This window comes from Prauserella flavalba, from assembly GCF_003202235.1.
In the GTDB taxonomy this organism is placed as follows: Bacteria; Actinomycetota; Actinomycetes; order Mycobacteriales; family Pseudonocardiaceae; genus Prauserella_A; species Prauserella_A flavalba.
Genome location: NZ_MASU01000014.1, coordinates 154,460 through 180,918, shown reverse-complemented (window position 1 = coordinate 180,918; position 26,459 = coordinate 154,460). Strand labels below are relative to the sequence as shown.

Genomic DNA, 26,459 nt, shown 5'->3' with positions numbered 1-26,459 from the left:
CACGGTAACGAGCCGGTCGGGGCCGGACAAGCCGTCAGCGGAAGTTCCCCCGGCCGGTGCCCGGCGGCCCCAACCACACAGCGTTCGCCGTGCCATGTGGGATACTGGGTGACGGCTGCTGAGCCGTTGTCACCACGGAAGGGGTGGTGAGCGACGGTCGGCGGCCCGGTGACGTGCTGAAAGAGCTCCAGGTCGTCGCCGCCGCGCGCATCCCGCGCCAGGCGGCTCGACGACTCGGAGAGGTACCGAGTGGCCAGAGCTCGGTCAGGACGTCGCCGCGGGACCCGCCACTGCGGGCGTGCCGGCACCACCGGCTGCTCAGTGGCATGAGAGGCAAGGATTCCCGTCGGCGGTGAACCCACCACGGCGGTACAAAACAGGAAACGGCTCCTGTGCGGCCGCGTCCTGCCAGCCGGTTCCGGTGCCGAGGAGAGCCTCCTCGGCCGGGGCGGGCCTGCAGACGCGCCCGGGGGCGAAGGAGACATATGTCGAACGCGGAGACACCCGCCGAGAACACAGGCGGGACTACCGCCACATCCACTGCCGGCGCACTGGCAGAGCTGCCGAACCGGGTCAGGGTGCACGCCCTGGCGAAGCTGCTGGGCTCCAGCAGCCGTGAGGTCCTCGCGAAGCTCGCCGAGCTGGGCGAGACCGCGCGCAGCGCGCAGTCGAGCGTGGCGAAGGACGTGGCGCTGAAGGTGGCCGGCGCGCTGGGCGTGCTGGACGAGGCCGTCGAGGAGGCCGCCGAGGCGGGCGGCGCCGACACCGTGACCCCGCCGGCCCCCGCCGACCCTGAACAGCCCGCCGAGCAGGCCCCGGCCGCTTCCGCCACCCCGGAACCGGAGGTGGAGCCGGAGCCAAAGCCGGAGCCGGAGCCCGTCCGCGCGCCGCGCCCCGTGCACACGCCCGTGTTCGCGGCGCCGTCGCCGGTGTTCCTGCCGCCGGAGCCCGTGGCCGAGCCCACTCCCAAGAAGCAGGAGAAAACGGACAGGCCCGAGAAGACTGAGAAGCCCGAGAAGTCCGAAAAGCCCGAGAAGCCCGAGCCTGCCGAGGTCGAGGACGAGGAGCAGGAGCAGGGCGCCGACGGCGAGTCGGGCGAACCGGGCGAGGGTGGCCGCAGGCGCCGTCGCCGGGGCCGCCGGGGCCGGGGCCGCGGCAAGGGCGGTGACGACAACGCCACCGACGAGCAGACCGACACCGAGGCCGGCGAGGCCAAGGCCGAGGCCGAGGACACCGACGAGCAGGCCCAGAAGGCCGACGAGGGCGCCGATCAGGACGAGGCCGACGGCGAGGGCGGCAGCAAGCGCCGGCGCCGCCGTCGCCGCCGCAAGGGCGGGGACGACGACGGAGCTGACGCCTCGGGCACGGACGACCCGCCGAACACCGTCGTACACGTGCGCGACGGCAAGGCCGCCGACAACAAGAGCGAGGCCCGCGACGGCGTGCGCAGTGTGCGCGGCTCCACCCGGCTCGAGGCCAAGCGCCAGCGCCGCCGCGACGGCCGGGAGGCAGGCCGCAGGCGCGCACCGATCCTGTCCGAGGCCGAGTTCCTGGCCAGGCGCGAGGCCGTCGAACGCACGATGGTCGTCGCCGAGCGCGGCGACTCGACGCAGATCGGCGTGCTCGAGGACGGCGTGCTGGTCGAGCACTTCGTGACCACGTCGGGCAGCGGCTCGATCGTGGGCAACGTCTACCTCGGCCGCGTGCAGAACGTGCTGCCCTCGATGGAGGCCGCGTTCATCGACATCGGCCGGGGCCGCAACGCCGTGCTCTACGCCGGTGAGGTGGACTGGGACGCCGCCGGCCTCGAGGGCAAGGCCCGCAAGATCGAGCAGGCGCTGTCCACGGGCGACAACGTGCTGGTGCAGGTCACCAAGGACCCGGTCGGCCACAAGGGCGCCCGGCTCACCACGCAGATCTCGCTGCCCGGCCGGTTCCTCGTGTACGTCCCCGCGGGCGGCGCCACCGGCATCTCCCGCAAGCTGCCCGAGAACGAGCGGCGCAGGCTCAAGGACATCCTCAAGCGCATCGTTCCCGAGGACGCCGGCGTGATCATCCGTACCGCGTCGGAGGGCATCAGCGAGGAGGAGCTCGCCCGCGACGTCCGCAGGCTCAAGGCCCAGTGGGAGGTCATCAAGGAGAAGGCCGACTCCTCGACGGGCTCCGGCAAGAAGTCCAGCGCGCCCGTGCTGCTCTACGAGGAGCCTGACCTGCTGGTCAAGGTCGTGCGGGACCTGTTCACCGAGGACTTCGCAAAGCTGGAGGTCCAGGGCCCCACGGCGTGGGAGACCATCCACGCCTACGTCGAGCACGTGGCACCGGACCTCACCGACCGGCTCAAGCGCTACGTCGGCAACGGCGACGTCTTCGCCGAGCACCGCATCGACGAGCAGCTCACCAAGGCCCTCGACCGGAAGGTCTGGCTGCCCTCGGGCGGTTACCTGGTCATCGACCGCACCGAGGCGATGACGGTGATCGACGTCAACACCGGCAAGTTCACGGGCTCCGGCGGCAACCTCGAGGAGACCGTCACCCGCAACAACCTGGAGTCGGCCGAGGAGATCGTCCGCCAGCTCCGGCTGCGCGACATCGGCGGCATCATCGTGATCGACTTCATCGACATGGTGCTGGAGTCCAACCGCGAGCTGGTGCTGCGCAGGCTCACCGAATGCCTCGGCCGCGACCGGACCCGGCACCAGGTCGCCGAGGTCACCTCGCTCGGGCTCGTGCAGATGACCCGCAAGCGGGTCGGGACCGGGCTGCTGGAGGCCTACTCCACGACCTGCGAGCACTGCAAGGGCCGTGGCGTGATCGTCTCCACCGAGCCGAACAAGGGCAACGGCGGCGGCAACGGCAACGGTCACCAGCACGGCGGCGGTGGCGGACGGCGCTCCCGCGGCCGCGGCAAGGGCGGCGGTGGCGAGGAGGAGACCGCGCGCGCGACCGAGACCGGGCCGACCCCCGAGCAGCGCGAGAGCGTCGTCTCGGCGGTGCAGGCGATGGCCAACGCCTCGAAGGCGGCCAGCGGCAAGTCCGACGAGGGAGACAAGGCCGACCGGGCCGCCGAGGCGCCGAAGGCAGAGCCCGAGAAGGTCACGAGGCCGGAGAAGGCTCAGCAGTCCGAGCAGCCGCGTGAGGCCGCTCAACGGGAGGAAAAGCCGGAGCAGCTCCGTGAGGCAGGGCAGCGGGCCGAGCCGGAGCAGCCTGTCCAGGCCGAGCCCGCCGCGGCCGAGCAGCCCGCCGAGCCGGAGGCGGCCAAGGAGCAGCCTGCTGAGGTCACCAGGCCGGAGCAGGCCGAGCCGGTGAGGGCCAAGCGGCCGACCAGGGCGTCGCGGCCCGCAGGGCCTCCCGCGGTCGAGCACCCGGCCGAGCCGGAACAGCCGGAGCAGGCCCAGCCCGCCGCACGGCCGCTCAACGGGCACACCCCGGCTCACGAGGTCGGCACGCCCGAGCCCGCCACGGCCGCCGTCGCCGAGGAGCAGGCGGCCGAGACCGAGCAGCCGTCGGTCCCGGCCCCCGCCGTGCGCACCACGACGCGGCGTCCGCGCCGGGCGGCGAGCCGCCCCGCGGGACCGCCGGTGCACGCGCAGGAGAACGGCTGATGACCACCCCGGTGCGCCCGGTGAACAGGGCGCACAGTAAGCTGTTGAGCGGCCCGCTGTTGGAGCGGGTCGCTGCGCGCGAAGCTTGGGACGCCCAGAGCGGACCGTTCGCGTGAGCCCCCACCCACAGTCGAGCAAGCAGGAGACTTCCGTGTCGGCGTATGCAGTCGTCAAGACCGGCGGCAAGCAGTACAAGGTCGCCGTTGGCGATGTCGTCGAGGTCGAGAAGCTCGAGGGCGAGCCGGGCACCGAGCACACCTTCCCCGCCGTGCTTTACGTCGACGGCGGCGAGGTCACCACGGACGCCGACGCGCTGGCGAAGGTCTCGGTCACCGGCAAGGTCGTCGAGCAGACCAAGGGTCCCAAGATCCGCATCCACAAGTTCAAGAACAAGACCGGCTACCACAAGCGGCAGGGTCACCGGCAGAAGCTGACCCGCATCGAGGTCACCGGCATCAACAAGTAAGCCTGACGCTTTCAGAGGAGGGTGACCAGAGATGGCACACAAGAAGGGTGCGTCCAGCTCCCGTAACGGCCGCGACTCCAACCCGCAGTACCTCGGCGTCAAGCGGTTCGGTGGTCAGGTCGTCAAGTCCGGCGAGATCCTGGTCCGCCAGCGCGGCACCAAGTTCCACCCGGGCGTGAACGTCGGCCGCGGCGGCGACGACACGCTGTTCGCCCTTGCCGCCGGCTCGGTGCAGTTCGGCACCAAGCGCGGCCGCAAGACGGTCAACATCGTGCCGGTCGAGGCCTGAACCGGCCCGGCCAGCACGCGCTAGCACACTCGAACGAGGGGCGGGCCCGGAACACATCCGGTCCCGCCCCTCGTTCGTGCTTGTGGCAGACATTCCAGTTCGGTAGGAGAGGCACAACATGGCATCCCGCTTCGTCGATCGCGCGGTGATCCACCTGGCCGCCGGCAATGGCGGAAACGGGTGTGCCTCGGTGCACCGGGAGAAGTTCAAGCCGCTCGGCGGCCCCGACGGCGGCAACGGCGGCAGCGGCGGCGACGTCCTGCTGATCGTCGACCCCAGCGTGCACACCCTGCTGGACTTCCACTTCCGCCCGCACGCCAGGGCGGGCAACGGCAGGCCAGGTCAGGGCAGCAACCGCAACGGCGCCGCGGGGGAGACCCTGGAGCTGCGCGTGCCGGACGGCACGGTCGTGCTCACCGAGGACGGCGAGGTGCTCGCCGACCTCATCGGCGCGGGCACCACCTTCGTCGCCGCCAAGGGCGGCCGGGGCGGGCTCGGCAACGCGGCGCTGGCCTCGCGGGCGCGCAAGGCGCCCGGGTTCGCGCTGCTCGGCGAGGAGGGCGAGGCCCGTGACCTGGTGCTCGAGCTGCGCTCGGTCGCCGACGTCGGCCTGCTCGGCTTTCCTTCCGCGGGCAAGTCGTCGCTGATCTCGGTGCTCTCCGCGGCCAAGCCGAAGATCGCCGACTACCCGTTCACCACCCTTGTGCCGAACCTGGGCGTGGTCACCGCGGGCGACACGGTGTTCACCATGGCCGACGTTCCCGGGCTGATCCCCGGGGCCAGCCAGGGCAAGGGCCTAGGCCTCGACTTCCTGCGGCACATCGAACGCTGCGCGGTGCTGGTGCACGTCATCGACTGCGCCACCTACGAGCCCGGCCGCGACCCGGTCTCCGACATCGACGCGCTCGAGGAGGAGCTCGCCCGCTACACGCCCGCGCTCGGCGGCGACCTCGCCGACCGGCCACGCGTGGTGGTGCTCAACAAGATCGACGTGCCGGACGCCGCGGAGCTGGCCGAGCTGGTGCGGCCCGACCTGGAGGCGCGCGGCCTGCGCGTGTTCGAGGTCTCCACGGTGTCGCGCAAGGGCCTGCGGGAGCTGACCTTCGCGCTGGGTGAGGTCGTCGAGTCGTACCGGGCCGCGCTGCCCGCGCCGACGCCGACGAAGATCGTCCTCACCCCGCGTGCGGTCGACGATTCCGGGTTCTCGGTGGAGCCCGACCCCGACGAGCCCGGCGCCTACATCGTGCGCGGCCCCCGCCCCGAACGCTGGGTACGGCAGACCGACTTCGGCAACGACGAGGCCATCGGCTACCTCGCCGACCGGCTCAACCGCCTTGGCGTCGAGGAAGAGCTGGCCAGGATGGGCGCGGAGCCGGGCAGCCAGGTCACCATCGGCGACTACAGCTTCGAATGGGAGCCGTCGACGCCGGGCGCCATGACCCACCTGGCGGGCCGGGGCACCGACCCACGCCTGGAGAACCGTAGCCGCGTCACCGCGGCCGAGCGCAAGGAAGCCCGCAGGATCCGCCGCGAAGGGGAGCCCGAGCCCGACGAGGACGCCGGTGAGTGACCAGCCCCGTGCCGCCATCGCCGCCGCGTCGCGCCTGGTCGTCAAGGTCGGCTCCTCCGCGCTGACCACCGCCGGCGACGGCCTCGACGTCGGCAGGCTCGACGCGCTCGTCGACGCCATCGCCGAGCGCGTCGCCCGGGACACCCAGATCGTGCTGGTGTCCTCGGGCGCGATCGGCGCGGGGCTGGCCCCGCTGTCGCTCGGCAAGCGGCCTCGTGACCTCGCGACCCAGCAGGCCGCCGCGAGTGTCGGCCAGCTGGCACTCGCCCACGCCTACGCCGAGTCGTTCGGCCGCTACTCGCTCACGGTCGGCCAGGTGCTGCTGACCTCCGACGACGTGGTGCGCCGGGCGCACTACCGCAACGCCGAGCGCACCTTCTCCCGGCTGCTGGCGCTCGGCGCGGTTCCCGTGGTGAACGAGAACGACACCGTCGCCACCGAGGAGATCCGGTTCGGCGACAACGACCGGCTCGCCTCGCTCGTCGCCCACCTGATCCGTGCTGACGCGCTCGTCCTCCTCTCCGATGTGGACGCCCTGTACGACGGCGATCCCCGCGCGGGAGGAACCCGCCGCATCGCCGAGGTCGCCGACGAATCCGACCTGGACGGACTGTCCGTCGGCATGTCGAGCTCCGGCCTCGGCACCGGCGGCATGATGTCGAAGGTCGCCGCGGCGCGCACGGCGGCCTCCAGCGGTGTCCCCGTACTCATCGCCGCCGCCGCCGACGCCCGCGAGGCCCTCGGCGCCGCCCAGGTGGGCACCGTCTTCCGCCCCGCGGGCTCACGCCTGTCCGCGCGGCGGTTCTGGCTCGGCTACGCCGCCGGATCCAACGGCAGGCTGCATCTCGACGACGGTGCCGTGGCCGCGGTGGTGCGCCGCAGGCGATCGCTCCTGGCCGCCGGCGTGACCGGAGTGGACGGCGACTTCCAGGCGGGCGACGTCGTCGACCTCGTCAACCCCGCGCAGCAGGTCGTCGCCCGCGGCGTGGTGGCCTTCGACGTCACCGAGCTGCCCGAGCTGATCGGCCGCTCCACCCATGACCTGCCGCCCGAGCAACGGCGGGAGGTCGTGCACGCCGACGATCTCGTTCCGCTGCGGCACCGCTGACCCGTACGTCCTAACGCAACTCGCTGCGGTTGGTCTCCGGCAGCCGCAGGATCACGAAGAACGCGATGGCCGCTCCCGCGGCGACGTACCAGAAGAACACCGTCGAGGCGCCCGCGTCGGACAGTGCCGTGATCACCAGCGGAGCCGTGCCGCCGAACACGGCGACCGTGAGGTTGTACCACGCTCCGATCCCGAGACCCCGCAACGAAGTCGGGAACAGCTCGCTCATGATCGCCGGCGCGATCGACGTCATCGCGGTGTAGAGCCCGAGGCCGACACAGAACACGACGAGCAGCCCACCGAGACCGGGACCGACCAGCGTGGAGAGCGGGACGATCAGGATGGCCGTCGCCGCCGACCACACCAGCAGTTGCGGCTTGCGGCCGAACCGGTCCGACAGCATGCCCATCGGGTACTGCAACGCCACGAACAGCGCCGTCGCGATCGAGAGTGCAAGGAACACGTCGACGTCGTCCGCCTCGCGCGTGTTCACCGCGAACGGCGTGAGCGCGCTGAAGAACGTGTAGTAGCACAGCGTCGACAGCATCGTGAAACCGACGAGCTGCCCCACGGCCTTCGGGTGATTGCGCAACGTGGTGAGCAGCGGCCGGGACACGCGGCGGGCCGCGGCTTTGTTGTCCTTGAACTGCTCGGTCTCGTCCAGGCTGGACCGCAGCCAGAGGCCGACGAGCCCGAGCACACCGCCGAGCAGGAACGGGATGCGCCAACCCCACGCCTCCAGCTGGGCCTCGTCCATCGTGCGCGCGAGCGTGAAGCCGAGGACCGAGGCGAGCAGGACCGCGCTGCCGGTGGAGATGTAGAAGAACGACGAGTAGCGGCCGCGCCGCTCCTTGGGCGCGATCTCGCCGAGGTAGGCCGAGGCGTTGGAGACCTCGCCGCCGAGCGAGAGGCCCTGCGCCACGCGTGCCAGTAGCAGCAGAATCGGCGCCAGCCAGCCGACCTGCGCGTAGGTCGGCAGGACACCGATGACGATGGAGCCGCCCGCCATCAGCACGATGGTGAAGATCATGGCGGGTTTGCGGCCGCGGAGGTCGGCGAAACGGCCGATCAGCATTCCGCCGAGTGGCCGAAAGAAGAATGCCAGCGCATAGGTGGCGAACGTGTTGATCTGGGCCAGCTCGCCGGGAAAGAACGCGCTGGCGAAATAGATGCTGAAAGTCGCGTAAATGGTCCAGTCGAACCATTCGAGGGCGTTGCCGACGCTCGCGGCGAAGAGCTTGCGCACCGGAAGCCGGTGCTGTACGGGCGCATTGACGTTCGACTCGGTCATGTCGACCCTCCACCTCACTGAAGAGTGAGTTGGCACTTTGCCACACGGACGAGTGTGGTGGAAGGTCTCCAACCGCAACGGAAGCCAGTTTCGGCGAATGGCGGCGCATGATCAGCACGAGCATCGGCGATTCCGTTCTACGCCGTGGCCGCGAGTGCGAACGGGAGCACGGCGGGCGCACCCGCCTGACGCAGCAGGTACGCGGCTACGGTCATGGTCCAGCCCGTGTCCACGAGGTCGTCGACGAGCAGGATCGGACCACCGGCGTCCGCGACGGCCCCACGTAGTTCGGCAGGCACGGCCAGCCGCCGCCACAGGTCGGCGAGCCGCTGCGCGCTGTTGGCTCGCCGGGGCGGCGGGCCCTGGGACTCGATCGCACCGAGCAGCGGCAGCTTGCCGATCTGAGCGAGCCGGGTCGCCACCTCGCGAACCAGCTGTGGTCGCGTGTGCGAGTCGATCGCCACGACGGCGGCGGGCCGCCCCGCCCAGTCCCACGCGGCGAGCACCGACACACACGCTTGGAACACCGGATCGGGCAGCGGGCCGTCGGAGGCCTGGGTGCCCACCAGTTCGCGCAGCCGCCCGCCCCATCCGACGTCGGTGAGCCTGCCGACGACGCGGCCCGGCTCGGCCTGCTCGGCCTTGCCGATCCGCCCGGACAGCGCGATGTCGAGCGACGCCATGCCGGTCGGCCACTGCCGGCGCGGGGTGATCTCGACCCCGGGCTTGCTCAGCTGTTCCCGCGTGGCCTCCGTGCTCTGCTCGGACACGTCGGTCGGCCAGTGCCGCCCGGTGCAGTTGTCACATCGCCCGCATGGCTCCGCGTGCGGGTCGTCCAGTTGCCTGCGCAGGAACTCCATCCGGCAGCCGGGCGTGGCGACGTAGTCCAGCATGGCCCGCTGCTCGGTGGCACGGGACTGACGCACGCGCTCGTAGCGTTCGGCGTCGTAGTGCCACTCCTGGCCGGTGGCCTCCCAACCGCCGCGTACCCGCCGCACGGCGCCGTCCACGTCGAGGACCTTGAGCACCATCTCCAGGCGCGAGCGGGAAAGCTCGGCCAGCGGCTCGATCGCCGCCGTCGACAAAGGACGGTCGGAGTACGCGAGTGCGTTGAGAACCTGGGTCACCCGGTTGCGGTCCGGAAAGGCCAGTGAGCCGAAATAGTTCCAGATCTCGACGTCCTCGCTGCCGGGCAGCAGCACCACCTCGGCACGCCGGACCCCGCGGCCCGCGCGGCCCACCTGCTGGTAGTAGGCGATGGGTGAGGCGGGCGCTCCCAGGTGGACGACGAAGCCGAGGTCCGGCTTGTCGAAACCCATCCCCAGTGCCGAGGTCGCCACGAGTGCCTTGACCCGGTTGGCGAGCAGGTCGTCCTCGGCGGCCTGCCGGTCGGCGGGCTCGGTCTTGCCGGTGTAGGCGGCCACCGGGTAGCCGCGCTCCGCGAGCAGGTTGGCGACGTCGTTGGCGGCGGCCACCGTGAGCGTGTAGATGATGCCGGACCCCGGTAGCTCGGCCAGCCGGTCGGCCAGCCAGGCCAGCCGGGCAGCCTCCGTCGGCAACCGCACGACCGCCAGGTGCAGGCTCTCGCGGTCGAGGGAACCCCGCAGCACCAGCGTGTCCTCGCGGTGGCCGATGCCGAGCTGGTCGGCGACGTCGGTCACCACCCTGTCGTTGGCCGTCGCCGTGGTGGCGAGTACGGGCACGCCCTCGGGCAGGTCGCCGATCAGCGTGCGCAGGCGCCGGTAGTCGGGCCGGAAGTCGTGGCCCCAGTCGGAGATGCAGTGCGCCTCGTCGACCACCAGCAGCCCGGCCGACGCGGCGAGCTTGGGCAGCACGGAGTCCCGGAAATCGGGGTTGTTCAGGCGTTCGGGGCTCACCAGCAGCACGTCGACCTCACCGGCCGCGATCCTCGCCTGCACGTCGTCCCACTCCTGCTGGTTCGCGGAGTTCATCGTGGCGGCGTGGATGCCCGCGCGGTCTGCCGCGGCGATCTGGTTGCGCATCAGGGCGAGCAGCGGCGAGATGATGACCGTCGGCCCCGCGCCGTGCTCGCGCAGGAGCGCGGTGGCGAGGAAGTACACGGCCGACTTCCCCCAGCCGGTGCGCTGCACGACGAGCGCCCGGCGCCGGTGGGCGACGAGCGCCTCGATCGCCGTCCACTGGTCCTCGCGAAGGGTCGCGTCGCCGCCGGCGAGCGCCTGCAGCAGGGTCTCGGCCCGCTGACGAAGGGTGTCGATGTCCACGGAAACCAGCTCTACAGCATGGCTCTGACGATGTCTGCACACGGCCGGAGCGAACGGAGCCCTCACTATCAGAAACCGCCGTTTTGTGATGCAAGTCACATTCAAAACTCGCGTCACGGTCTTCCGGGCAGCCGGTCACACCGGCGTGCCAGGCACGTGCGGGGTGTGGCTGGCACGCCGGCGAAGTCCCCCAGATCGCCGGTCTCACTGGTGCGCGCCGCGAGGGTCGGCCCTGGTTCGGGGAGCGGGAGGGCCGACCCCCGCGGCGCGTCTCACCTGGGCGTATAGGGTGGGTCTTCATGTCGCCACGCCGCATCGGTGTCATGGGTGGAACGTTCGACCCGATACACCACGGGCACCTCGTCGCCGCGAGCGAGGTCCAGTCCAGGTTCCACCTCGACGAGGTCATTTTCGTGCCGACGGGCCAGCCCTGGCAGAAGGCCGACCGCGTCGTGTCGAAGGCCGAGGACCGCTATCTCATGACGGTGATCGCCACGGCCTCCAACCCGGTGTTCTCCGTGAGCAGGGTGGACATCGACCGCGGCGGCCAGACCTACACGGTGGACACGCTCCGGGACCTGCAGGCGGAATACCCGGACGACGAGCTGTTCTTCATCACCGGCGCCGACGCGCTCGAACAGATCCTGACCTGGCGGGACGCGGACGAGCTGTTCAAGTACGCGCACTTCATCGGCGTCACCAGGCCCGGCTACCACCTTGACGACCACCATCTGCCGAGAGGCAAGGTCAGCCTCGTCGAGGTGACGGCCATGGCGATCTCCTCGACCGGCTGCCGCGAGCGGGTCAGGGCGGGGGAGCCCGTCTGGTACCTCGTGCCGGACGGTGTCGTGCGCTACATCGACAAGCGGCGCCTGTACCGGGACTGACGGCTCTGTCGCCCGCTCCGGGTACGCTTCTGCGGACGCCCGTTAGATCCGAAGGAGCACCGTGACAGCGACGGCCGAAGCACGAGACCTCGCGACCGCGGCCGCGCACGCGGCGGCGGACAAGAAGGCGACCGACGTGGTCGTGCTCGACGTCTCGGAGCGGCTCGTGATCACCGACGCGTTCGTCATCGCGTCGGCGCCCAACGAACGCCAGGTCGGCGCCATTGTCGACAACGTCGAGGAGAAGCTGCGCCTGAACGGCCACAAGCCCGTCCGCAGGGAGGGCACCCGCGAGGGCCGCTGGGTGCTGCTCGACTACGTCGACGTGGTGGTCCACGTGCAGCACGACGAGGAGCGTTCGTTCTACGGGCTCGAGCGGCTGTGGAAGGACTGCCCGCGCATCGAGGTCGAGGGCCTCGACGACGAGAGCGCACCCCGGCCTGTCGACGACGAGGAACCGGGCCCCTCGTGAGTCTGCGGAGGCTCGTGCTGTGGCGGCACGGAGAGACCGACTACAACGCGGCGGGCCGGATGCAGGGCCACATCGACTCGGCACTCACCGAGGTCGGCTGGAACCAGGCTCGCTTCGCGGCACTGGCACTCGCGCGCTTCGAGCCTGACCTGGTCATCGCGTCCGACCTGCGGCGGGCCACCGACACGGCCGCCGTGCTGACCGACGCCATCGGCGTGCCGCTGCGCATCGACAAACGCCTGCGGGAGACCCACCTCGGCGACTGGCAGGGCATGACCGGCGCCGAGGTCGACGCGCAGGCGCCCGGCGAGCGCGACCGCTGGCGGACCGACGCCACCTGGGCGCCTCCCGGCGGCGAGTCCCGGATCGACGTCGCCGAACGCGCGCGCGAGGTCGTCACCGACCTGCTGCGTGACGACGACGAGCACGAGACGGTGCTGCTGGCCGCGCACGGTGGACTGATCCTCGCGCTCACCGCACACCTGCTCGGCCTGCCGGTGGCGCTGTGGCCCTCGCTCGGGGGGATCTCCAACTGTCACTGGGTGGAGCTGGGCAGGCGTAACGGAGTCTGGCGCCTGCACGCCTACAACGCGGGCATGACCGGTTGACCATGGCCACGCCCCGGCTGCTGGTGTTCGGCGACTCGCTGAGCTTTCACGGCCCCGACGGCGGCTGTCCGTCCGACGAGCCCCGCCTGTGGCCGAACGTGGCGGCCCGCGAACTGGGCGGCAGCGCCGACCTCGTCGCCGGAATCGGGTGGACCGCGCGTGACCTCTGGTGGTCGCTCACCGGCGATCCGAGGGTGTGGGCCGAACTGCACCGGGCCGATGTCGTGGTGCTGGCGGTCGGCAGCATGGACACCTTGCCCTCGCCGCTGCCGACCTACCTGCGCACCGGCCTGCGGTACCTGCGGCCCGACGGGCTGCGCCGCGTGGTCCGCAAGGCCTACCTCGCCGCGCAGCCGAGGCTCTCGGTCGCGTTCAGGGGGCGTCCCGCCGTGCTCCCGCCCCGGCTGACCGCGCGGTACCTGGACACCTCGGCTTCAGCGCTGCGCACACTGCGCCCGTCGTTGCCGATCGTCGGCTGGCTGCCGTCGGTCCATCGCGCGGCGTCCTACGGCTACGTCCACACGGCACGCGAGGAGACGGCGGCCGGGATCGCCGCATGGGGGAGGAAGGCGGGTGTGCCGTTGCTCGACCTGCCCGCCGTCGTGGGCGCACACGTGCTCGGCGGCCACGGCAACGCCGACGGCATGCACTGGGGATGGGAGGGCCACGAGGCGGTCGGCAGGGCGATGGCGAGCCTGATCGCACCCCTGTTGGCCGACGCGGGCGCGGCGACCCCCGCCCGCGGCCGGGCGGGAACGTAGGCTGGCGACCGTGCCGGTCGCCGTTGTCACGGACTCCACCGCCCACCTGCCGGAGGGTTTCGCCGAGAGGCACGGGATCCGCGTGGTCCCGTTGCACGTGCTGATCGACGGCGTCGCCTCACTCGACGGCATCGACGTCGGGCCGGTGGCGCTCGCCGAGGCACTCGGCCAGCGCCGCATCGTGACGACGTCGCGGCCGACCCCGTCCGCGTTCGCCGCGACGTTCCGGGCCGCGCTCGACGAGGGAGCCGACACCGTCGTGTCCGTGCACCTGTCGAAGCGGCTTTCCGGCACGTGGGAGTCCGCGGTGCTCGCCGCGCAAGAGGTGGGTCCGGACCGGGTGCGCGTCGTGGACTCACGCACCACCGCGATGGGCCTCGGTTTCGCCGCCCTGCACGCGGCTGACGCGGCGGCGGGAGGTGCGTCAGGCGAGGAGGTCGAGGCTGCCGCCGTCGGCGCGGCCGCGCGCTCGGAGACGTTGTTCGTCGTGGAGACGCTGGAGTACCTGCGGCGGGGCGGACGGATCGGACACGCCGCCGCGCTGCTCGGCACGGCGCTCGCGGTGAAGCCGGTGCTGCACATGGACGGCGGGGAGATCACCCCGCTGGAGAAGGTGCGCACGATGAACCGGGCGGTGGGCAGGCTCGTCGACCTCGCGGTTCAGGCGGCCGAAGACAAGGACATCAAGCTCGCCGTCCACCACCTGGCCTCCCCGGAGCGGGCGGCCGAGCTGGCGACGCGGCTCGACGAGCGCCTGCCCCGGTCGCGCGGCTGCGTGGTCTCCGAGCTGGGTGCGGTGATCGGTGCGCATACCGGTCCCGGCGTGCTCGGCGTGGTCGTTCAGCGGCCGGAGTGACCCGCGTGGCCGGGAGTTGTCCACATCACCCGGTCAATCCACAGCCCCCGCGATTCCGTCTGCCACGCCTCGCGACCCGGCCCTAGCGTCGAATGTGTGTTCGACCAAGCGAAGCTCGGTTCCAGCGACGCGGAACCACGACCAGAACCGGAGCTGCGACCGCAGCCGGGAGCGTCGCGCGTAAGGCTGGCGCAGCTGGCCGCGCAGGTCACCGGTGAGGAGAGCGGGCCCCCAGACCCCGCACCCGCGCAGCTGGGTAAGGCCGGGAGGTTCGTCGAACGCTGGCTTCCACCCGGTGTCGCCGGTGCCTCGGCGGGACGTCAGCGCCGGATCGCGCTGATCACGGCTGTCGCGGGGATTGTGCTGGCGATCGGGCTGACGGTCTTCGTGCTGGGCGGCCGTCCCGAGGCCGAACAGCCGCCGCCATTGCCGGTCGCACGCGCCGAAAGCGCGAGCGGGGCCCCGGCGACAAGCTCGGCCGCGGCCGAGCCGTTGGTCGTGAGCGTGGTCGGCAAGGTCGAGGAGCCCGGTCTCATCACGGTGCCGGCGGGCTCGCGGGTCGCCGACGCCGTCAAGGCCGCGGGCGGTCCGCAGCCCGGTGCCGACCTCCTGAGCGTCAACCTCGCGCGCCGTCTGGTCGACGGTGAGCAGCTGTACATCGGTATCCCGGTGCCGCCGGGCATGCAGACACCCGCTCCGGGGCCCGCCGCCGGAGCACCCGGCACGGCCCCGGGTGGTACGGCGAGCCCGATGGTCGACCTCAACACAGCGGACCAGGAACAGCTGGAGAGCCTGGACGGCATCGGTGAGGTCACCGCACAGCGCATCCTGGAGTGGCGCGCGGAGCACGGCCGGTTCACGGCGGTCGAGCAACTGCGCGACGTCGACGGCATCGGCGAGAAGCGGTTCGAGCAGCTGCGGGAGCAGGTGCGGATCGGATGAGCTCGCTGCTGTCCCGCGAGCCGGTCACTGTGGAGCGCCAGCACGACCCCCGTCTGGTACCCGCCGCGGTGACGGTGTGGTCGGCCGCGTTGCTCGGGTTGCTGTGGGGATGGTGGGCCTGTCTCGCCATCGGGGCGCTGGGTGCGCTGATCGCGGTCGCCGTCGGCTGGCGCGACGCGCGGGCCGGTCCCGAAGCGGCCCGCCGGTTACCCGCTGCCGGTGCGCTCGTGGTGTGCGGGCTGCTCGCGGCGGGACCTGTGGCCGCGCGGCTGGCGGGCTCCGAGGACGATCCGCTGCGGGAGCCGGCGCGGGACGGCAGCGAGGTCACGCTGCGGGCGACCGTCGCGGAACGGCCGAAGCCGGTGCGGTCCGCCGGGTACGCGGGACGGCAGGGCGGGGCGCGCTCGGTGGTGGTCCCGGTCGACGTGGTCAGTGCGACCGTGCGTGGCCGCCCTGTCGGGTCGACGGGCCGGGTGGTGCTCATCGCCCCGTTTGCGGAGTGGTCGCGGCTGCTGCCCGGGCAGCAGGTCATGGCGTCCGGTGCGCTCGCCCCGGCCCGGACCGGCGAGCTGACCGTCGCGGCTGCGTACGTGCGCGGGCCGCCGGAGCAGTCCGGCCCGGCTCCGTGGTGGCAGCGGAAAGCCGAGTCGATCCGGGCCGCGCTGAGGGCCGTCTGCTCGGTGCTGGCCGAGGAACCGGCGGGCCTGCTACCCGGCCTCGTCGTGGGTGACACGAGCGCTCTACCCGCACGGGTGGAGCAGGAGTTCCTCGACGCGGGGATGTCGCACCTGACCGCCGTCAGCGGCGCGAACGTGGCGATCGTCTGCGGTGCCGTGTTGCTGCTGGCCCGGGTGTTGCGGCTGGGGCCGCGACTGTCGGCGTTCGCCGCCGGTGCGGTGCTGGTCGGGTTCGTGGTGCTGGTCGGCTACGAGCCGAGCGTGCTGAGAGCCGGCGTCATGGGAGCGGTCGGGCTGCTCGCACTGGTGCTGGGGCGCCAGGGTTCCGCGATGCCGGCGCTGGCGGCAGCGGTCTGCGCGTTGGTGCTGTACGACCCGGCGATGGCGGCGAGCATGGGCTTCGCGCTGTCCGTCGTGGCCACCGCCGGTCTGGTGCTGCTGGCCCCGAAGTGGGCCGAGGCGCTGAGCCGCCGCCGGGTGCCTCCGGGGCTGGCCGAAGGGCTCGCCGTGCCGGTGGCCGCGTTCCTGGTCACCGCGCCGATCATCGCCGGGATGGCCGGTGAGGTCAGCCTCGTGTCCGTGGTAGCGAACCTGCTGGCGGCACCGGTGGTCGCGCCGGTGACGGTGCTCGGGGTGCTCGCCGCCGTGCTGGCGGGGCCGTGGGCCGCCGGTGCCGAGGTACTGGTGCAGGTCGCGGGGCCGGGGGTCAGCTGGCTGGTGTTCGTCGCCAGGGAGGCGTCCGGGGTGCCGGGAGCCGTGGTGGCGTGGCCGTCGGGCTGGTGGGGAGGGCTGCTCGCGGCCGGGATCGCCGGACTGGTCGTGCTGGCGCTGCGACATCGGTCGGCGCGCGTCGCCCTCGCGCTGGCACTCGCGTCGCTGCTGGTCGTGCTGGTGCCGGTACAGGTCGTCTCGCCGGGGTGGCCGCCGAGGAACTGGGCGGTGGTCGCGTGCGACGTCGGGCAGGGCGACGGGCTCGTGCTGGCCACCGGTGAGCCCGGGCGTGCGGTGGTGGTCGACGCGGGACCCGAGCCGGGACCGCTGGACCGCTGTCTCGACCGGCTCGATGTCGACCGGGTGCCGTTGGTGGTGCTGAGCCATCTCCACGCCGACCACGTGGGCGGGCTCGCATCGGTGCTCGACGGGCGTTCGGTCGGCGCGGTGGCGGTCGGTCCCGGCCGGACGCCGGGCTGGGCATGGCGGGAGGTCGCGGCCGAGACGTCGGCCCGGGGCGTTCCCCTGCTCGAACTGAGCCTCGGGGACCGGCTCGACTGGCCGGCGCTGCGGCTGGATGTGGTGGGACCACGTTATGTCCCACGAGAACAGGGAGAGGAGGACGACGGCACGGGGATCAACAACAGTTCCGTGGTCCTGCGCGCGGACACGGCCGCAGGGCGAGCACTGCTCACCGGTGACGTCGAGCTGGCCGCGCAGGGCGATCTGCTCAGCGCCGGGGCCGACCTGCGGGCCGAGATCCTGAAGGTGCCGCACCACGGCAGTCGCTTCACGCTGCCGCAGTTCATGGGCGCTGTGGCACCAAGGGTCGCGCTCGTGAGCGTGGGCGCGGAGAACACGTACGGACACCCGAACCGCACGACGCTGAGCGTGCTGACGAGAGGAGGGGCACTCGTGGCCCGGACGGACACCGGCGGCGACACCGCCGTGGTGCCGGGCGGGGACGGGCCGGCCGTGGTGAGGAGAGGAGTGTCGCGATGACAGCTTCGTAATCCGATTGCCGGAACCGGACGATCCCGGCAGGCTCGCGCCATGATCGATACCGGGCTCAGCCAGAAGGTCGTGCTGGTGACTGGTGGCAGCGGCGGCATCGGCGAGGCGATCAGCCGGGCGTTCGCGGCGCAGGGTGCCCGCGTGGCCGTGCACCACCATCCCGGGGAGGACGAGGCGCGGTGGACGCACGTCACCCCGCCCGTCGAGGCGGCGCACCGGCTGGCCGGGGAACTGGACGGTGCGGTCGCGGTGGCGGCCGACCTGGCGGAGCCGGACGCGGCGACGCGGTTGATCGACGACGTCGAGGCGCGGCTGGGGCCGGTGGACGTGCTCGTGAACAACGCCGCGCACTGCGAAAGCCCCGACACGGTGGACGCGCTGACTGCGGGTGGTCTCGAACGGCACTACCGGGTCAACGCGATCGCGCCCGCGCTGCTGATCAGCGAGCTGGCTCGGCGCCAGCAGCGGGGCCGGCCGACGCCGTGCGTCGTGAACATCTCGACCGACGCGGCGCGCGCGTTTCCCGGCCAGCTCGGCTACGGCTCGTCCAAGGCCGCGCTGGAGGGGCTCACACGCGGCACGGCGCTGGACCTCGGCGCGGCCGGGATCAGGGTCAACGCCGTGGCGCCGGGGCCCGTGCAGACGGGCTGGATGGACGAGGACCTGGTCGCGAAGGTCCGGGAGATCGTGCCGCTCGGCCGTCCTGGGGAGCCGGACGACATCGCCGACGCGGTCGTGTTCCTGGCCTCGGACCAGGCCCGCTGGATCACCGGCCAGGTGCTGCAGGTCGCCGGCGGGCACGCCTTGTGAACCGCGGCCGGTCCCGGCCCGTGGCGACCTATCGGCCGAGGACCTCGTTCACGGCGTCGGCTGACGGGGGCACGGTGGCCTTCGGGCCGATCTTGCCCTCGACGGCGTCGAGCGTCTTGAGGCCGTCGCCGGTGATGAGCAGCACGGTCTCGGCGTCGGGGTCCAGCTTGCCGGTCTCGATGAGCTTCTTCGCGGTCGCGACCGTGACGCCGCCGGCGGTCTCCGTGAAGATGCCCTCGGTGCGGGCCAGCAGGCGAATGCCCTCGACGACCTCCTCGTCGCTGACGTCCTCGATAGCGCCGCCGGTGCGGTTGACGGTGTCCAGCACGTACGGGCCGTCGGCGGGGTTGCCGATCGCGAGCGAGCGGGCGATGGTGTCCGGCTTCACCGGCTGTACCACGTCGTGCCCGTTGCGGAACGCGGCCGAGACCGGTGAGCAGCCGGTGGCCTGCGCCCCGAACACCTTGTACGGCGTCTCGTCGACGAGGCCGAGCTGGCCCAGCTCGCGGAAGCCCTTGTCCACCTTGGTCAGCTGCGAACCGGAGGCGATCGGCACGACGATCTGCTCGGGAAGGCGCCAGCCCAGCTGCTCGGCGACTTCGAAGGCGAGGGTCTTGGAGCCCTCGGAGTAGTACGGGCGCACGTTGACGTTCACGAAGGCCCACGTCTCGTGCTCGGCGGCGAGCTGCGTGGCCAGGCGGTTGACGTCGTCGTAGTTGCCGTCGACGGCGATCAGGGCGCCGTCGTAGACGGCCGTGGTGAGGATCTTGGCGCGCTCTAGGGAGGAGGGAATCAGCACGACGGACTGCCAGCCCGCACGGGCAGCGGCCGCGGCGACGGCGTTCGCGAGGTTCCCCGTCGAGGGGCAGGCCAGCGTGTCGAAGCCGAACTCGCGGGCCGCGGCGAGCGCGACGGCGACCACGCGGTCCTTGAACGAGTGGGTGGGGTTGCCGGTGTCGTCCTTGACCCAGATGCGCTTGACCCCGAGGGCCTTCGCGAGACGGTCGGCGCGCACCAGCCTGGTACAGCCCGGCTCGGTGTTGGGGATCTCCTCGACGTTGGAGGGCACCGGCAGCAGCTTCTTGTAGCGCCAGATGTTGCGAGGACCGGCCTCGATGTCCTCCCTGCGCACGCGGCCGAAGTCGTAGGCGACCTCGAGCGGCGAGAAGTCCTCGGCGGAGACGAACTCCGGCGCCAGCGGCTGGCGGTGGCCCTCTTCCTTGGACACGAGCTCCACGGCCGGACCCAGGTCGACGGTCTTCGTGGTTTCGAGCGCTGCAGTCATCGCGAGGTTCCTTTCCTCATCTGCCCCGCTGGCGCGGGTCGGAATTGGCACCGTGATCGTCAGCTACCTCGCGGAATCGAGATGACAGGCTGACGCCGGTTGCCGGGGCTTCATCGGGCCGTTCCCTCTGCCCCTCTGGATGAGCGGTATTCGGTTGTCCGTGGGCGGAATTCCGCCCGACGTCGTGAGGAAGCCTACGTCATGGGGATCAGTTCGTGCCACGGCTGTGCGGGTTACGTCACCGTGGCAGGATCGGCAGCGTGACCGCGCCAGCCACCACGCCCGCACCACTGCAGCTCGTGCTCGGGGACGAGGAACTGCTCGTCGAACGCGCGGTGCGCGCCGCGCTGGACTCGGCGCGGCTGGCGGACGCGACGGCCGAGCTCACGCGCGTGCGGGTGTCCGAACTCACACCGCCGCAGCTCGCCGAGCTGGTCAGCCCTTCGCTGTTCAGCGAGGGTCGTGTGATCGTCCTGGAGGGGGCGCAGGACGTCTCGCAGGAGGTCTCCGACGCGATCCTGGCGTACGTGCGCATGCCCGCCGACGGCATCGTGCTCGTCGTGGTCCACACCGGTGGTGGGCGGAGCAAGGCCGCCAAGGCGCTGCCGGGTGCGCTCAAGAAGGCAGGCGCCACCGTCACCGAATGCGACAAGATCACCAAGCCCGCCGAGCGGGAAGCCTTCGTGCGCAACGAGGTCCGCAGGGCGGGCGGGCGGATCGACGCGCCGGGCGTCGTGGCGCTCATCGACGCGGTCGGCTCCGATCTCCGGGAGCTCGCGTCGGCCGCCGCGCAGCTCGTGGCCGACTCCGGCGGCAACGTCGACGAGGACGCCGTGCGGCAGTACCACCGCGGCCGGGCCGACGTCACGGGCTTCATGGTCGCCGAGAAGGCCGTCGCCGGAGACCGCGCCGCCGCGCTCGAATCGGTGCGGTGGGCGCAGCAGATCGGGGTGCCGCACGTGTTGGTGGCCGACGCGCTGGCCGACGCGGTCCGCACGATCGCCAGGGTGTCCGCGGCGGGCCGGGGCAATCCGAACCAGATGGCAGGCGAGCTGGGGATGCCGCCGTGGAAGATCCGCAAGGCGCAGGGCCAGTCGCGCGGCTGGAACCAGGGTTCGCTCGCCGAGGCCATGCGCATCGTCGCCCGGGTGAACGCCGAGGTGAAGGGTGCCGCGGCCGATCCGGACTACGCCATCGAGCGCGCCATCCTCGACCTGATCGCCGCGAAGGAACGCCGCTAGTCCAAGTCGTGTCTGACAACCCTCTGCCGTGCGAGCGGGGATCAGCGTGGTGCCTCGCAAGGCCGCGGAAGGCCTTCGCAGGCGGACGTACTCGGGTCTTCCGCGGGATTGTCAGCCACGACCTGGGGGGCACAACGCGGAAGCCCCCGGCGACCGTTGGTCACCGGGGGCTTCGCGAGAGCTCGTCGGCAGGCTCAGAGCTTGTTGGCGCGCTGGGCCATCGCGGACTTCTTGTTCGCGGCCTGGTTCTTGTGGATCACGCCCTTGCTGGCAGCCTTGTCCAGCTTGCGCGCGGCCTCGCGCTGCAGCTCGATGGCCTTGTCCTTGTCACCGGCGTCAGCGGCCTCGCGGAACTTGCGGATCGCGGTCTTCACCGCCGACTTGACCGACTGGTTGCGCTGGCGCGCCTTCTCGTTGGTCTTGATGCGCTTGATCTGGGACTTGATGTTGGCCACGCGGGCGCTCCTCACATCGTTCGGCGGGATTGTCGTCGCCGCGTTCTCGTGGCCCCGGTGACTCACCGGGCTTCCTCCCTGGCGGAATGCCACACGGCAACGGCTGAACAGCATAACAACGGGTCACCGTGGGCCCTCGGCCAGGTCGGCTACCCTGGGCTCGCAGTGCCTAGGGTTCCGCCGCCTCCCCGCTCGCGCGGCACGTACACAACCAGGGGAGGACGGGTCCGGTCCGAGCGGCACCGGCGGCGGTGTGGGTCACCGCCGTTCATATGAAGGGACAAAAGCCTGGAGTACCTGGCCCTTCCGCGCCCGCGGCGGGGCGGAAGGGTACTCGGTGAACGGCTCGGCTCTCGCTCTCGTCCTCACCGCCTCGGTGGCGCACGCCGCCTGGAACCTCGTCGCCAAGCGGGTCCCCGGCGGTGCGCGGTTCGTCTACCTCTACTACACGGTCTCCGCCGTCGCCCTGTTGCCCGTGGTGGTGGCGGTGGTGCTGTTCGGCGAGCGCCGTCCGGAGTGGAGCTGGCTAGTGGCCGCCGCGGTGACGGCGGTCTGCCACGTGCTCTACGGCGTCGTGCTGCAACGCGGGTACGCCGTCGGCGACCTGTCCGTGGTGTACCCGGTGGCCAGGGGCAGCGGGCCCCTGTTGTCGGTGCTCGTCGCCGTGCTGCTGCTCGGCGAACGGCCGGGCTGGCCCGGGCTCGTGGGTGCCTTCCTCGTCGTCGCCGGCGTGTTCGTGATCAGCGGCCGCGGCACCTCGGCCGACCGGCGGCGACGGCTGGCTGGCGTCGGCTACGGCCTGCTGACGGGTGCCGCCATCGCGGCCTACACGCTGTGGGATGCCTACGCCGTCACCACCCTCGCCGTGCCCCCGGTGGTCTACTTCGGAACCGGCGCGCTGCTGCAGAGCGTGGTCCTCGCGCCGTACGCGCTGCGCGGCGACCGGACGAGGACGTTGTGGCGGGAGCACCGGCGTGAGGTGCTGCTGGTGCGGCTGCTGTCGCCGGTGGCGTATCTGCTCGTGCTCTTCGCCATGCGGCTCGCACCGGTGAGCCTCGTCGCGCCCGCCAGGGAGCTGAGCATCGTGTTCGGCAGTCTCGCCGGCTGGCTGCTGCTGGGTGAGCGCCACCCCGGGCGGCGGCTGACCGGTTCGGTGATCGTGTTGTTCGGGATCACGGCGATCGCGTTCGCATGAGACCGTGGTGCGCATGGACGTGCTGAGCAGCAGGGTGCTGGTGCATCCCCGGGATCCCGATGCGACGAAGGCCTTCTACCGCGACACCCTCGGCCTCGCGGTCTACCGCGAGTTCCCCGGCGGCACCGTGTTCTTCCTCGGTGGCGGTTTCCTCGAGGTCGTGGGCGAGGGCCGCAGCGGTCCCACCCCGGACATGGCGCTGTGGCTGCAGGTCAGGGACCTCGCCGCGACGGTGGCCGAGCTGCGCGCGAAGGGCGTCGAGCCGGAGAAGGGCCCGCAGCGGGAGCCGTGGGGACTCGACGAGGCGTGGATCTCCGACCCGGACGGCACGAGGATCGTGCTCGTGGAGATCCCCGCGGACCACCCCCTGCGTGTCGATGTCCGCTCCCAATAGCGCGGGCGGGCGCATCGCCCGCGTACTGGTGTGGTGGGGCGCCCTCGTGCTGGGGCTGCTGGTCTGGGCCACGTTGGCGAGGATCACCGACGGAGGCGGGCCGGAGGCGGACCTGCTCGGGACGGCCGAGGTCGCCGACTGCACCGAGCACGGACCGGTGAGCACGTACGGCTTCGGCACGACCTATACCTGCAGCGCCGAGGTGCGCTGGTCCGACGGCACCGTCGAGAAGCGCGAGTTCCCGGCCGGCCAGCTCAGCCCCGCCGACGCGGGCACTCCGGTGCCGGTGTACCTGGATCTCGGCGAGGGCTACCGTTCCACCACCGAGCTGGGCCGCAACGGCAGCGCCCGGTTCGCTGACACGGGCATCCTGGTGACGATCGCGTTCGGACTGCTCGTCGTGGTGCTCGGGGTCGGGGCGCTGTACCAGACCTACCGGCTGTTCCGCCCGGAGACCGACGCCGACGAGCGGCCCCGGCCCGCGCGGGGACGCAAGGCCGAACAATGGCCCGTCACCAGCGCCGACCTCGCCGCTGCTCCGGCCTCCCGGCTGGTCCTGCGGTTGCGGCTGCTGTCGCTGTGGTGCGTCGTCGCCGCGGTCGCCGTGGCGCTGTCCAGCGTTCCCCGGCTCGACGCCGAGCGGGCGCCCGGGTTCGTCTCGCCGTGGCCGCAGATCCAGCGGGCGCTGCTGGTCGACGTGCCCACGTTCGGCGCCGTGCTGTTCGGCGGCATCCTCGCCGTGCTGCTGTTCGGATTGACCCGCGTGGCCCAGGCCGACGCCGCGCGCGTGCGCCGCTACGGTGCCGCCTACCTGGCGCGTGGGTTGCCGGGCAAGGGCTCGGCCGAGAAGAAGGTGAACCGCAGGCTGGCGGCCATCGCGGCGGTCCATCGCCGGAATCGGGTGGTCGCCGCGGCGGTCGGCCTCGCCCTGCTCGCACTGGCCGCGTGGGCCGGTGCCCGCGCCGCCGCCGAGATTCCGGCGGACGCGCCACTGGCGGTGGTGCTGGCGTGCCTGCGGGACACGGTGCTGCTCGCCTTGCTCGCGGCGTTGTGGCTCGGCACGGTCGAGACCCGTCATCAGCGGTTGCGAGCCCTGCTCGCCGAGCCGTCCGCAACGACCTCGGCGAGTAAGGGAACCGAAGGCGGCGTGCTCCCGTCGTAGGCCCCAACCGAAAGGGGATACGGCACGTGGCAGCACCAGGCATGGGGCGGGCCGAGGAGTGGCTCGCCGACTACACCCGCAGGGTCGGAGACATCCAGCGTCGCGCGGAGCGGACGCAGGAGCAGATCAGAAACGTGCGTGGCAGAGCGGCGAGTCCCGACGGCTCGGTCTCCGTGGTGCTCGCGCCCGGCGGACGGCTGGAGACGCTCGATCTGACGCCTCGCGCGCTCGAGCTCGGTCACCAGCGTCTCGCGGCCACGATCACGCAGACCATCCAGGCCGCACACGCCGAAGCCGCCACGCAGACGCAGGACGCCCTCTTGCCGCTGGTGGGGGAGTCCGACGCGATGGAGTTCCTGCGCGACCAGGTCGGCGCGGCGCTGGCCGAACCCGACGAAGACCAGGACAGTGCCCCGCGCCGCCGGCGCGGGCGGGACGACGACGAGGACGAGCCGTTCGGCGGCCCGGTGCTGAGGTGAGTGATGGGTAACGGGTTCGAATCGACGCCGGAGGACCTGGCGACGCACTCGGCGACGGTCGACCGGCTCGGCGACCGGCTGACGCAGATCGGCACCACGGGCGCCGACGTGGACCTCGGCATGGAGACCTACGGGATCATCGGCCAGGTCTTCAGCCTCGGCGCCAGGGCGGAGATCCAGCAGACGTCCGACGCCATCAAGGAGATGGGCACCGGCCTGAGCGACTTCGGCGAGGGCGTGAAGGCGGCGGGCGAGCAGTACCAGTTGATCGAGCAGGAGATCCAGGAGCTGCTCGGCAAGTTCGGGGGTAGCTGATGGTGGACACGGCGGGCGCGGGGATCATCGACACCGTCAACACGGCCGCGCAGGACCTCAACAACCCCGGCGACTGGGCGATGGACGGCGTCGCGCTCGGGCTGGACGTGATCGGGCTCGTGGCCAACCCGCTCGGCGGTCTGCTGAGCGCGGGCATCGGCTGGCTCATCGAGCACCTCGACTTCCTCAAGGAGCCGCTGGACGACCTGTGCGGCGACCCGGCGGCGATCAACAAGGTCGCTGCGCAGTGGGGCGAGCAGATCAAGGCCGACGTCGCCCAGGTGGCGGGCGACTACGAGAAGGCGCTCTCGTCGGAGATCCAGAGCTGGAAGGGCGATGCTGCCGAGAAGTACCGGGGCACGGCCGACCAGATCGTGCAGCAGATCCACTCGCTCGAGAACGCCTCCACCGCGGTGTCGAACGCGGTGCGGGGCTCGGGCGTGCTCGTGGCGACGGTGCGGGGCATCATCCGCGACCTGATCGCCCAGGTGGTCTCCGAGATCGTCATCGCCGCCGCCGCGGCGCTGGCGAGCAGCTGGTGCACGCTCGGCGGGTCGATCGCCGCGTTCACCGGCTGGGCCGTCGCCAGGGGAGCCGCCACGGCGGGCAAGATCGCGGGCAAGATCTCGAAGCTGCTCATGAAGCTCGCGACGGTGCTGAACAAGTTCAGCAAGCTCCGCGGCGCCGTGCAGGCGCTGGCCAAGGCGTCGCGCAAACTCGGGGACACCGCCAAGACGCTCGGCCGGACCGCCGGCCGCAACGGACAGGCGTTCCGTCAGGTGCAGGGCACGGCCGACGGCTGGACCGGAGCGCTGCAGAACGCGCTGCCCGGCAATCTGGGCAGGTTCGTCGGCAACGTCGACGGCGCGATGGCCAAGCTCACCAAGGACGGCTTCTCCGACTCGATGTCGGCGGCCAACCTCGGCCGGGTCGCCGCGTACGAGGCGTCGAAGGAGATCGCGAACGCCGACGAGAACTACGACAAGGGCAAGGAAGAACTCGCCAAGGAGCAGCAGAAGTAGGCCCTACGCCCGCCGCCACGCCCGCAGCTGGGCCGCGCGCGTGGCGGCGAGGCCGGGCGGGTCCCACACCCACGTCTGCAGGTCGCCGAACCCGGCCGCCTCCAGCTCGCCGGCGAGGTCGTGCCGGGGCACCGGCAGCCATTTCTCGTGCGCGGAGAGCACGAGCCGCCCTCCCGGCCGCAGCACGCGGAACAGCTCGGCGAACGCGGCCTCCCGGTCGTCCCACAGCTGCACGTTGTTGACGCTGAGCACGACGTCCACCGACTCCCCTTGCTGCCCGGTCGCCGCGGCGGTTCCCGCGCGCAGCTCCACGGTGCCCTCGCGTACGGCGGCGGCGCACCGCTCGCGGCAGAGCTGGAGCATCTCCTCGGAGGGGTCGACGCCGACGGCCAGGCGGGCGCGGGCGGCGGCCTCGGCGAGCCCGACGCCGGGACCGGGGCCGAGTACCAGCACGGTCTCGTCGGCAGCGGGTTTCGCCACGTCGACGACGTGCCGCTCGGTCGCCGCGTTGCCGTGCGCCATCAGCGCCGCGCCGATCCGGCCGAGCAGTCCGCGGGGGTGACCGAAGGCCCGGTCGAGCGCTTCGTCAAGTACAGAACTCATC

25 protein-coding genes and 1 riboswitch are annotated in these 26,459 nt (G+C 71.9%); of the genes, 20 read left to right on the top strand and 5 right to left on the bottom strand.

Annotated elements, in window-relative coordinates:
* The first annotated feature begins 485 nt into the window (after positions 1-485).
* The 5 genes from BA062_RS31815 to proB all read left to right on the top strand — a co-directional run bounded on the left by BA062_RS31815 (position 486) and on the right by proB (position 7,035).
* Positions 486-3,602 carry a translation initiation factor IF-2 N-terminal domain-containing protein gene (locus tag BA062_RS31815; protein ID WP_110342824.1) on the top strand — a complete coding sequence of 1,039 codons (3,117 nt, stop codon included), beginning with the start codon at positions 486-488 and terminating at the stop codon, positions 3,600-3,602.
* 151 nt (positions 3,603-3,753) lie between these two features.
* Positions 3,754-4,068: a 50S ribosomal protein L21 gene (gene rplU / locus BA062_RS31810; RefSeq protein ID WP_110342823.1), complete on the top strand. Its 315-nt coding sequence runs from the start codon at positions 3,754-3,756 to the stop codon at positions 4,066-4,068.
* 31 nt (positions 4,069-4,099) lie between these two features.
* Positions 4,100-4,357, top strand: coding sequence for a 50S ribosomal protein L27 (gene rpmA, locus BA062_RS31805; protein WP_110342822.1), 258 nt, complete (start codon positions 4,100-4,102; stop codon positions 4,355-4,357).
* Between the two features lie 118 nt (positions 4,358-4,475).
* The gene (gene obgE / locus BA062_RS31800; protein ID WP_110342821.1) at positions 4,476-5,927 is read left to right on the top strand and encodes a GTPase ObgE; all 1,452 of its coding nucleotides are present in this window, start codon (positions 4,476-4,478) and stop codon (positions 5,925-5,927) included.
* The gene (proB, locus tag BA062_RS31795) at positions 5,920-7,035 is read left to right on the top strand and encodes a glutamate 5-kinase (protein WP_110342820.1); all 1,116 of its coding nucleotides are present in this window, start codon (positions 5,920-5,922) and stop codon (positions 7,033-7,035) included. Before obgE ends, proB begins: the two co-directional genes overlap by 8 nt.
* 10 nt (positions 7,036-7,045) lie before the next feature.
* Here the strand turns inward: proB and BA062_RS31790 are convergent, their stop codons facing one another.
* Positions 7,046-8,326, bottom strand: a complete 1,281-nt coding sequence (locus BA062_RS31790) for an MFS transporter (RefSeq protein ID WP_110342819.1) — start codon at positions 8,324-8,326, stop codon at positions 7,046-7,048.
* A gap of 137 nt (positions 8,327-8,463) precedes the next feature.
* The gene (locus BA062_RS31785) at positions 8,464-10,569 is read right to left on the bottom strand and encodes a RecQ family ATP-dependent DNA helicase (protein ID WP_110342818.1); all 2,106 of its coding nucleotides are present in this window, start codon (positions 10,567-10,569) and stop codon (positions 8,464-8,466) included.
* Positions 10,570-10,868: 299 nt separating this feature from the next.
* On the opposite strand from BA062_RS31785, the gene nadD reads away from it, so the two are divergent.
* The 8 genes from nadD (at position 10,869) to BA062_RS31745 (ending at position 18,307) form a co-directional block, all read left to right on the top strand.
* Positions 10,869-11,456 (top strand): nicotinate-nucleotide adenylyltransferase, encoded by a 588-nt coding sequence (nadD, locus tag BA062_RS31780; RefSeq protein WP_110342817.1) that lies wholly within the window; start codon positions 10,869-10,871, stop codon positions 11,454-11,456.
* A gap of 61 nt (positions 11,457-11,517) precedes the next feature.
* On the top strand, positions 11,518-11,928 hold the full coding sequence (rsfS, locus tag BA062_RS31775; RefSeq protein WP_110342816.1) for a ribosome silencing factor: 411 nt from the start codon (positions 11,518-11,520) through the stop codon (positions 11,926-11,928).
* On the top strand, positions 11,925-12,536 hold the full coding sequence (locus tag BA062_RS31770) for a histidine phosphatase family protein (protein ID WP_110342815.1): 612 nt from the start codon (positions 11,925-11,927) through the stop codon (positions 12,534-12,536). The genes rsfS and BA062_RS31770 overlap by 4 nt, the downstream gene beginning before the upstream one ends.
* Positions 12,537-12,538: 2 nt before the next feature.
* Complete coding sequence (octT, locus tag BA062_RS31765) at positions 12,539-13,297, top strand: diglucosylglycerate octanoyltransferase (protein ID WP_110342814.1); 759 nt, start codon at positions 12,539-12,541, stop codon at positions 13,295-13,297.
* Between the two features lie 10 nt (positions 13,298-13,307).
* Entirely contained in the window at positions 13,308-14,153 is an 846-nt protein-coding gene (locus tag BA062_RS31760; RefSeq protein ID WP_110342813.1) for a DegV family protein, read from the top strand.
* Positions 14,154-14,249: 96 nt separating this feature from the next.
* A complete protein-coding gene (locus tag BA062_RS31755) occupies positions 14,250-15,095 on the top strand; it encodes a ComEA family DNA-binding protein (RefSeq protein ID WP_245960100.1) in 846 nt (281 codons plus the stop codon).
* Positions 15,092-17,485 (top strand): ComEC/Rec2 family competence protein, encoded by a 2,394-nt coding sequence (locus tag BA062_RS31750; RefSeq protein ID WP_110342812.1) that lies wholly within the window; start codon positions 15,092-15,094, stop codon positions 17,483-17,485. Before BA062_RS31755 ends, BA062_RS31750 begins: the two co-directional genes overlap by 4 nt.
* 51 nt (positions 17,486-17,536) lie before the next feature.
* A complete protein-coding gene (locus tag BA062_RS31745) occupies positions 17,537-18,307 on the top strand; it encodes an SDR family NAD(P)-dependent oxidoreductase (protein WP_110342811.1) in 771 nt (256 codons plus the stop codon).
* Positions 18,308-18,335: 28 nt separating this feature from the next.
* Here BA062_RS31745 and thrC read toward each other — a convergent pair whose 3' ends face one another.
* The gene (thrC, locus tag BA062_RS31740) at positions 18,336-19,592 is read right to left on the bottom strand and encodes a threonine synthase (protein ID WP_110342810.1); all 1,257 of its coding nucleotides are present in this window, start codon (positions 19,590-19,592) and stop codon (positions 18,336-18,338) included.
* Positions 19,593-19,605: 13 nt separating this feature from the next.
* Positions 19,606-19,738: riboswitch (SAM riboswitch) on the bottom strand.
* A gap of 114 nt (positions 19,739-19,852) precedes the next feature.
* On the opposite strand from thrC, the gene holA reads away from it, so the two are divergent.
* Complete coding sequence (holA, locus tag BA062_RS31735; RefSeq protein ID WP_110342809.1) at positions 19,853-20,833, top strand: DNA polymerase III subunit delta; 981 nt, start codon at positions 19,853-19,855, stop codon at positions 20,831-20,833.
* A gap of 194 nt (positions 20,834-21,027) precedes the next feature.
* Here holA and rpsT read toward each other — a convergent pair whose 3' ends face one another.
* The gene (gene rpsT / locus BA062_RS31730) at positions 21,028-21,288 is read right to left on the bottom strand and encodes a 30S ribosomal protein S20 (protein WP_110342808.1); all 261 of its coding nucleotides are present in this window, start codon (positions 21,286-21,288) and stop codon (positions 21,028-21,030) included.
* A 337-nt stretch (positions 21,289-21,625) separates the two neighbouring features.
* On the opposite strand from rpsT, the gene BA062_RS31725 reads away from it, so the two are divergent.
* The 6 genes from BA062_RS31725 to BA062_RS31700 are packed head-to-tail and all read left to right on the top strand — an operon-like array spanning position 21,626 to position 25,855.
* Positions 21,626-22,483, top strand: coding sequence for a DMT family transporter (locus BA062_RS31725; RefSeq protein ID WP_110342807.1), 858 nt, complete (start codon positions 21,626-21,628; stop codon positions 22,481-22,483).
* 13 nt (positions 22,484-22,496) lie between these two features.
* Positions 22,497-22,877, top strand: a complete 381-nt coding sequence (locus BA062_RS31720) for a VOC family protein (protein ID WP_110342904.1) — start codon at positions 22,497-22,499, stop codon at positions 22,875-22,877.
* Positions 22,861-24,039: a DUF6346 domain-containing protein gene (locus BA062_RS31715; protein ID WP_146240109.1), complete on the top strand. Its 1,179-nt coding sequence runs from the start codon at positions 22,861-22,863 to the stop codon at positions 24,037-24,039. The genes BA062_RS31720 and BA062_RS31715 overlap by 17 nt, the downstream gene beginning before the upstream one ends.
* A 26-nt stretch (positions 24,040-24,065) precedes the next feature.
* Positions 24,066-24,518: a YbaB/EbfC family nucleoid-associated protein gene (locus tag BA062_RS31710; protein ID WP_245960099.1), complete on the top strand. Its 453-nt coding sequence runs from the start codon at positions 24,066-24,068 to the stop codon at positions 24,516-24,518.
* A gap of 3 nt (positions 24,519-24,521) precedes the next feature.
* The gene (locus BA062_RS31705) at positions 24,522-24,833 is read left to right on the top strand and encodes a hypothetical protein (protein ID WP_110342804.1); all 312 of its coding nucleotides are present in this window, start codon (positions 24,522-24,524) and stop codon (positions 24,831-24,833) included.
* On the top strand, positions 24,833-25,855 hold the full coding sequence (locus BA062_RS31700; protein ID WP_110342803.1) for a WXG100 family type VII secretion target: 1,023 nt from the start codon (positions 24,833-24,835) through the stop codon (positions 25,853-25,855). The genes BA062_RS31705 and BA062_RS31700 overlap by 1 nt, the downstream gene beginning before the upstream one ends.
* Before the next feature lie 3 nt (positions 25,856-25,858).
* On the opposite strand, the gene BA062_RS31695 is transcribed toward BA062_RS31700, so the two are convergent.
* Positions 25,859-26,458, bottom strand: coding sequence for a class I SAM-dependent methyltransferase (locus BA062_RS31695; RefSeq protein ID WP_110342802.1), 600 nt, complete (start codon positions 26,456-26,458; stop codon positions 25,859-25,861).
* Position 26,459 lies beyond the last annotated feature (1 nt).

What these genes read in the sequence shown, in the direction of transcription:
- rpmA (WP_110342822.1), top strand. Translation starts at nt 4,100, where the DNA reads ATGGCACACAAGAAGGGTGCGTCCAGCTCCCGTAACGGCCGCGACTCC.
- octT (WP_110342814.1), top strand. Translation starts at nt 12,539, where the DNA reads ATGGCCACGCCCCGGCTGCTGGTGTTCGGCGACTCGCTGAGCTTTCAC.
- BA062_RS31715 (WP_146240109.1), top strand. Translation starts at nt 22,861, where the DNA reads ATGTCCGCTCCCAATAGCGCGGGCGGGCGCATCGCCCGCGTACTGGTG.
- BA062_RS31700 (WP_110342803.1), top strand. Translation starts at nt 24,833, where the DNA reads ATGGTGGACACGGCGGGCGCGGGGATCATCGACACCGTCAACACGGCC.
- BA062_RS31790 (WP_110342819.1), bottom strand. Translation starts at nt 8,326, where the DNA reads ATGACCGAGTCGAACGTCAATGCGCCCGTACAGCACCGGCTTCCGGTG.
- nadD (WP_110342817.1), top strand. Translation starts at nt 10,869, where the DNA reads ATGTCGCCACGCCGCATCGGTGTCATGGGTGGAACGTTCGACCCGATA.
- BA062_RS31750 (WP_110342812.1), top strand. Translation starts at nt 15,092, where the DNA reads ATGAGCTCGCTGCTGTCCCGCGAGCCGGTCACTGTGGAGCGCCAGCAC.
- BA062_RS31695 (WP_110342802.1), bottom strand. Translation starts at nt 26,458, where the DNA reads ATGAGTTCTGTACTTGACGAAGCGCTCGACCGGGCCTTCGGTCACCCC.
- BA062_RS31815 (WP_110342824.1), top strand. Translation starts at nt 486, where the DNA reads ATGTCGAACGCGGAGACACCCGCCGAGAACACAGGCGGGACTACCGCC.
- BA062_RS31745 (WP_110342811.1), top strand. Translation starts at nt 17,537, where the DNA reads ATGATCGATACCGGGCTCAGCCAGAAGGTCGTGCTGGTGACTGGTGGC.
- BA062_RS31705 (WP_110342804.1), top strand. Translation starts at nt 24,522, where the DNA reads ATGGGTAACGGGTTCGAATCGACGCCGGAGGACCTGGCGACGCACTCG.
- BA062_RS31720 (WP_110342904.1), top strand. Translation starts at nt 22,497, where the DNA reads ATGGACGTGCTGAGCAGCAGGGTGCTGGTGCATCCCCGGGATCCCGAT.
- obgE (WP_110342821.1), top strand. Translation starts at nt 4,476, where the DNA reads ATGGCATCCCGCTTCGTCGATCGCGCGGTGATCCACCTGGCCGCCGGC.
- thrC (WP_110342810.1), bottom strand. Translation starts at nt 19,592, where the DNA reads ATGACTGCAGCGCTCGAAACCACGAAGACCGTCGACCTGGGTCCGGCC.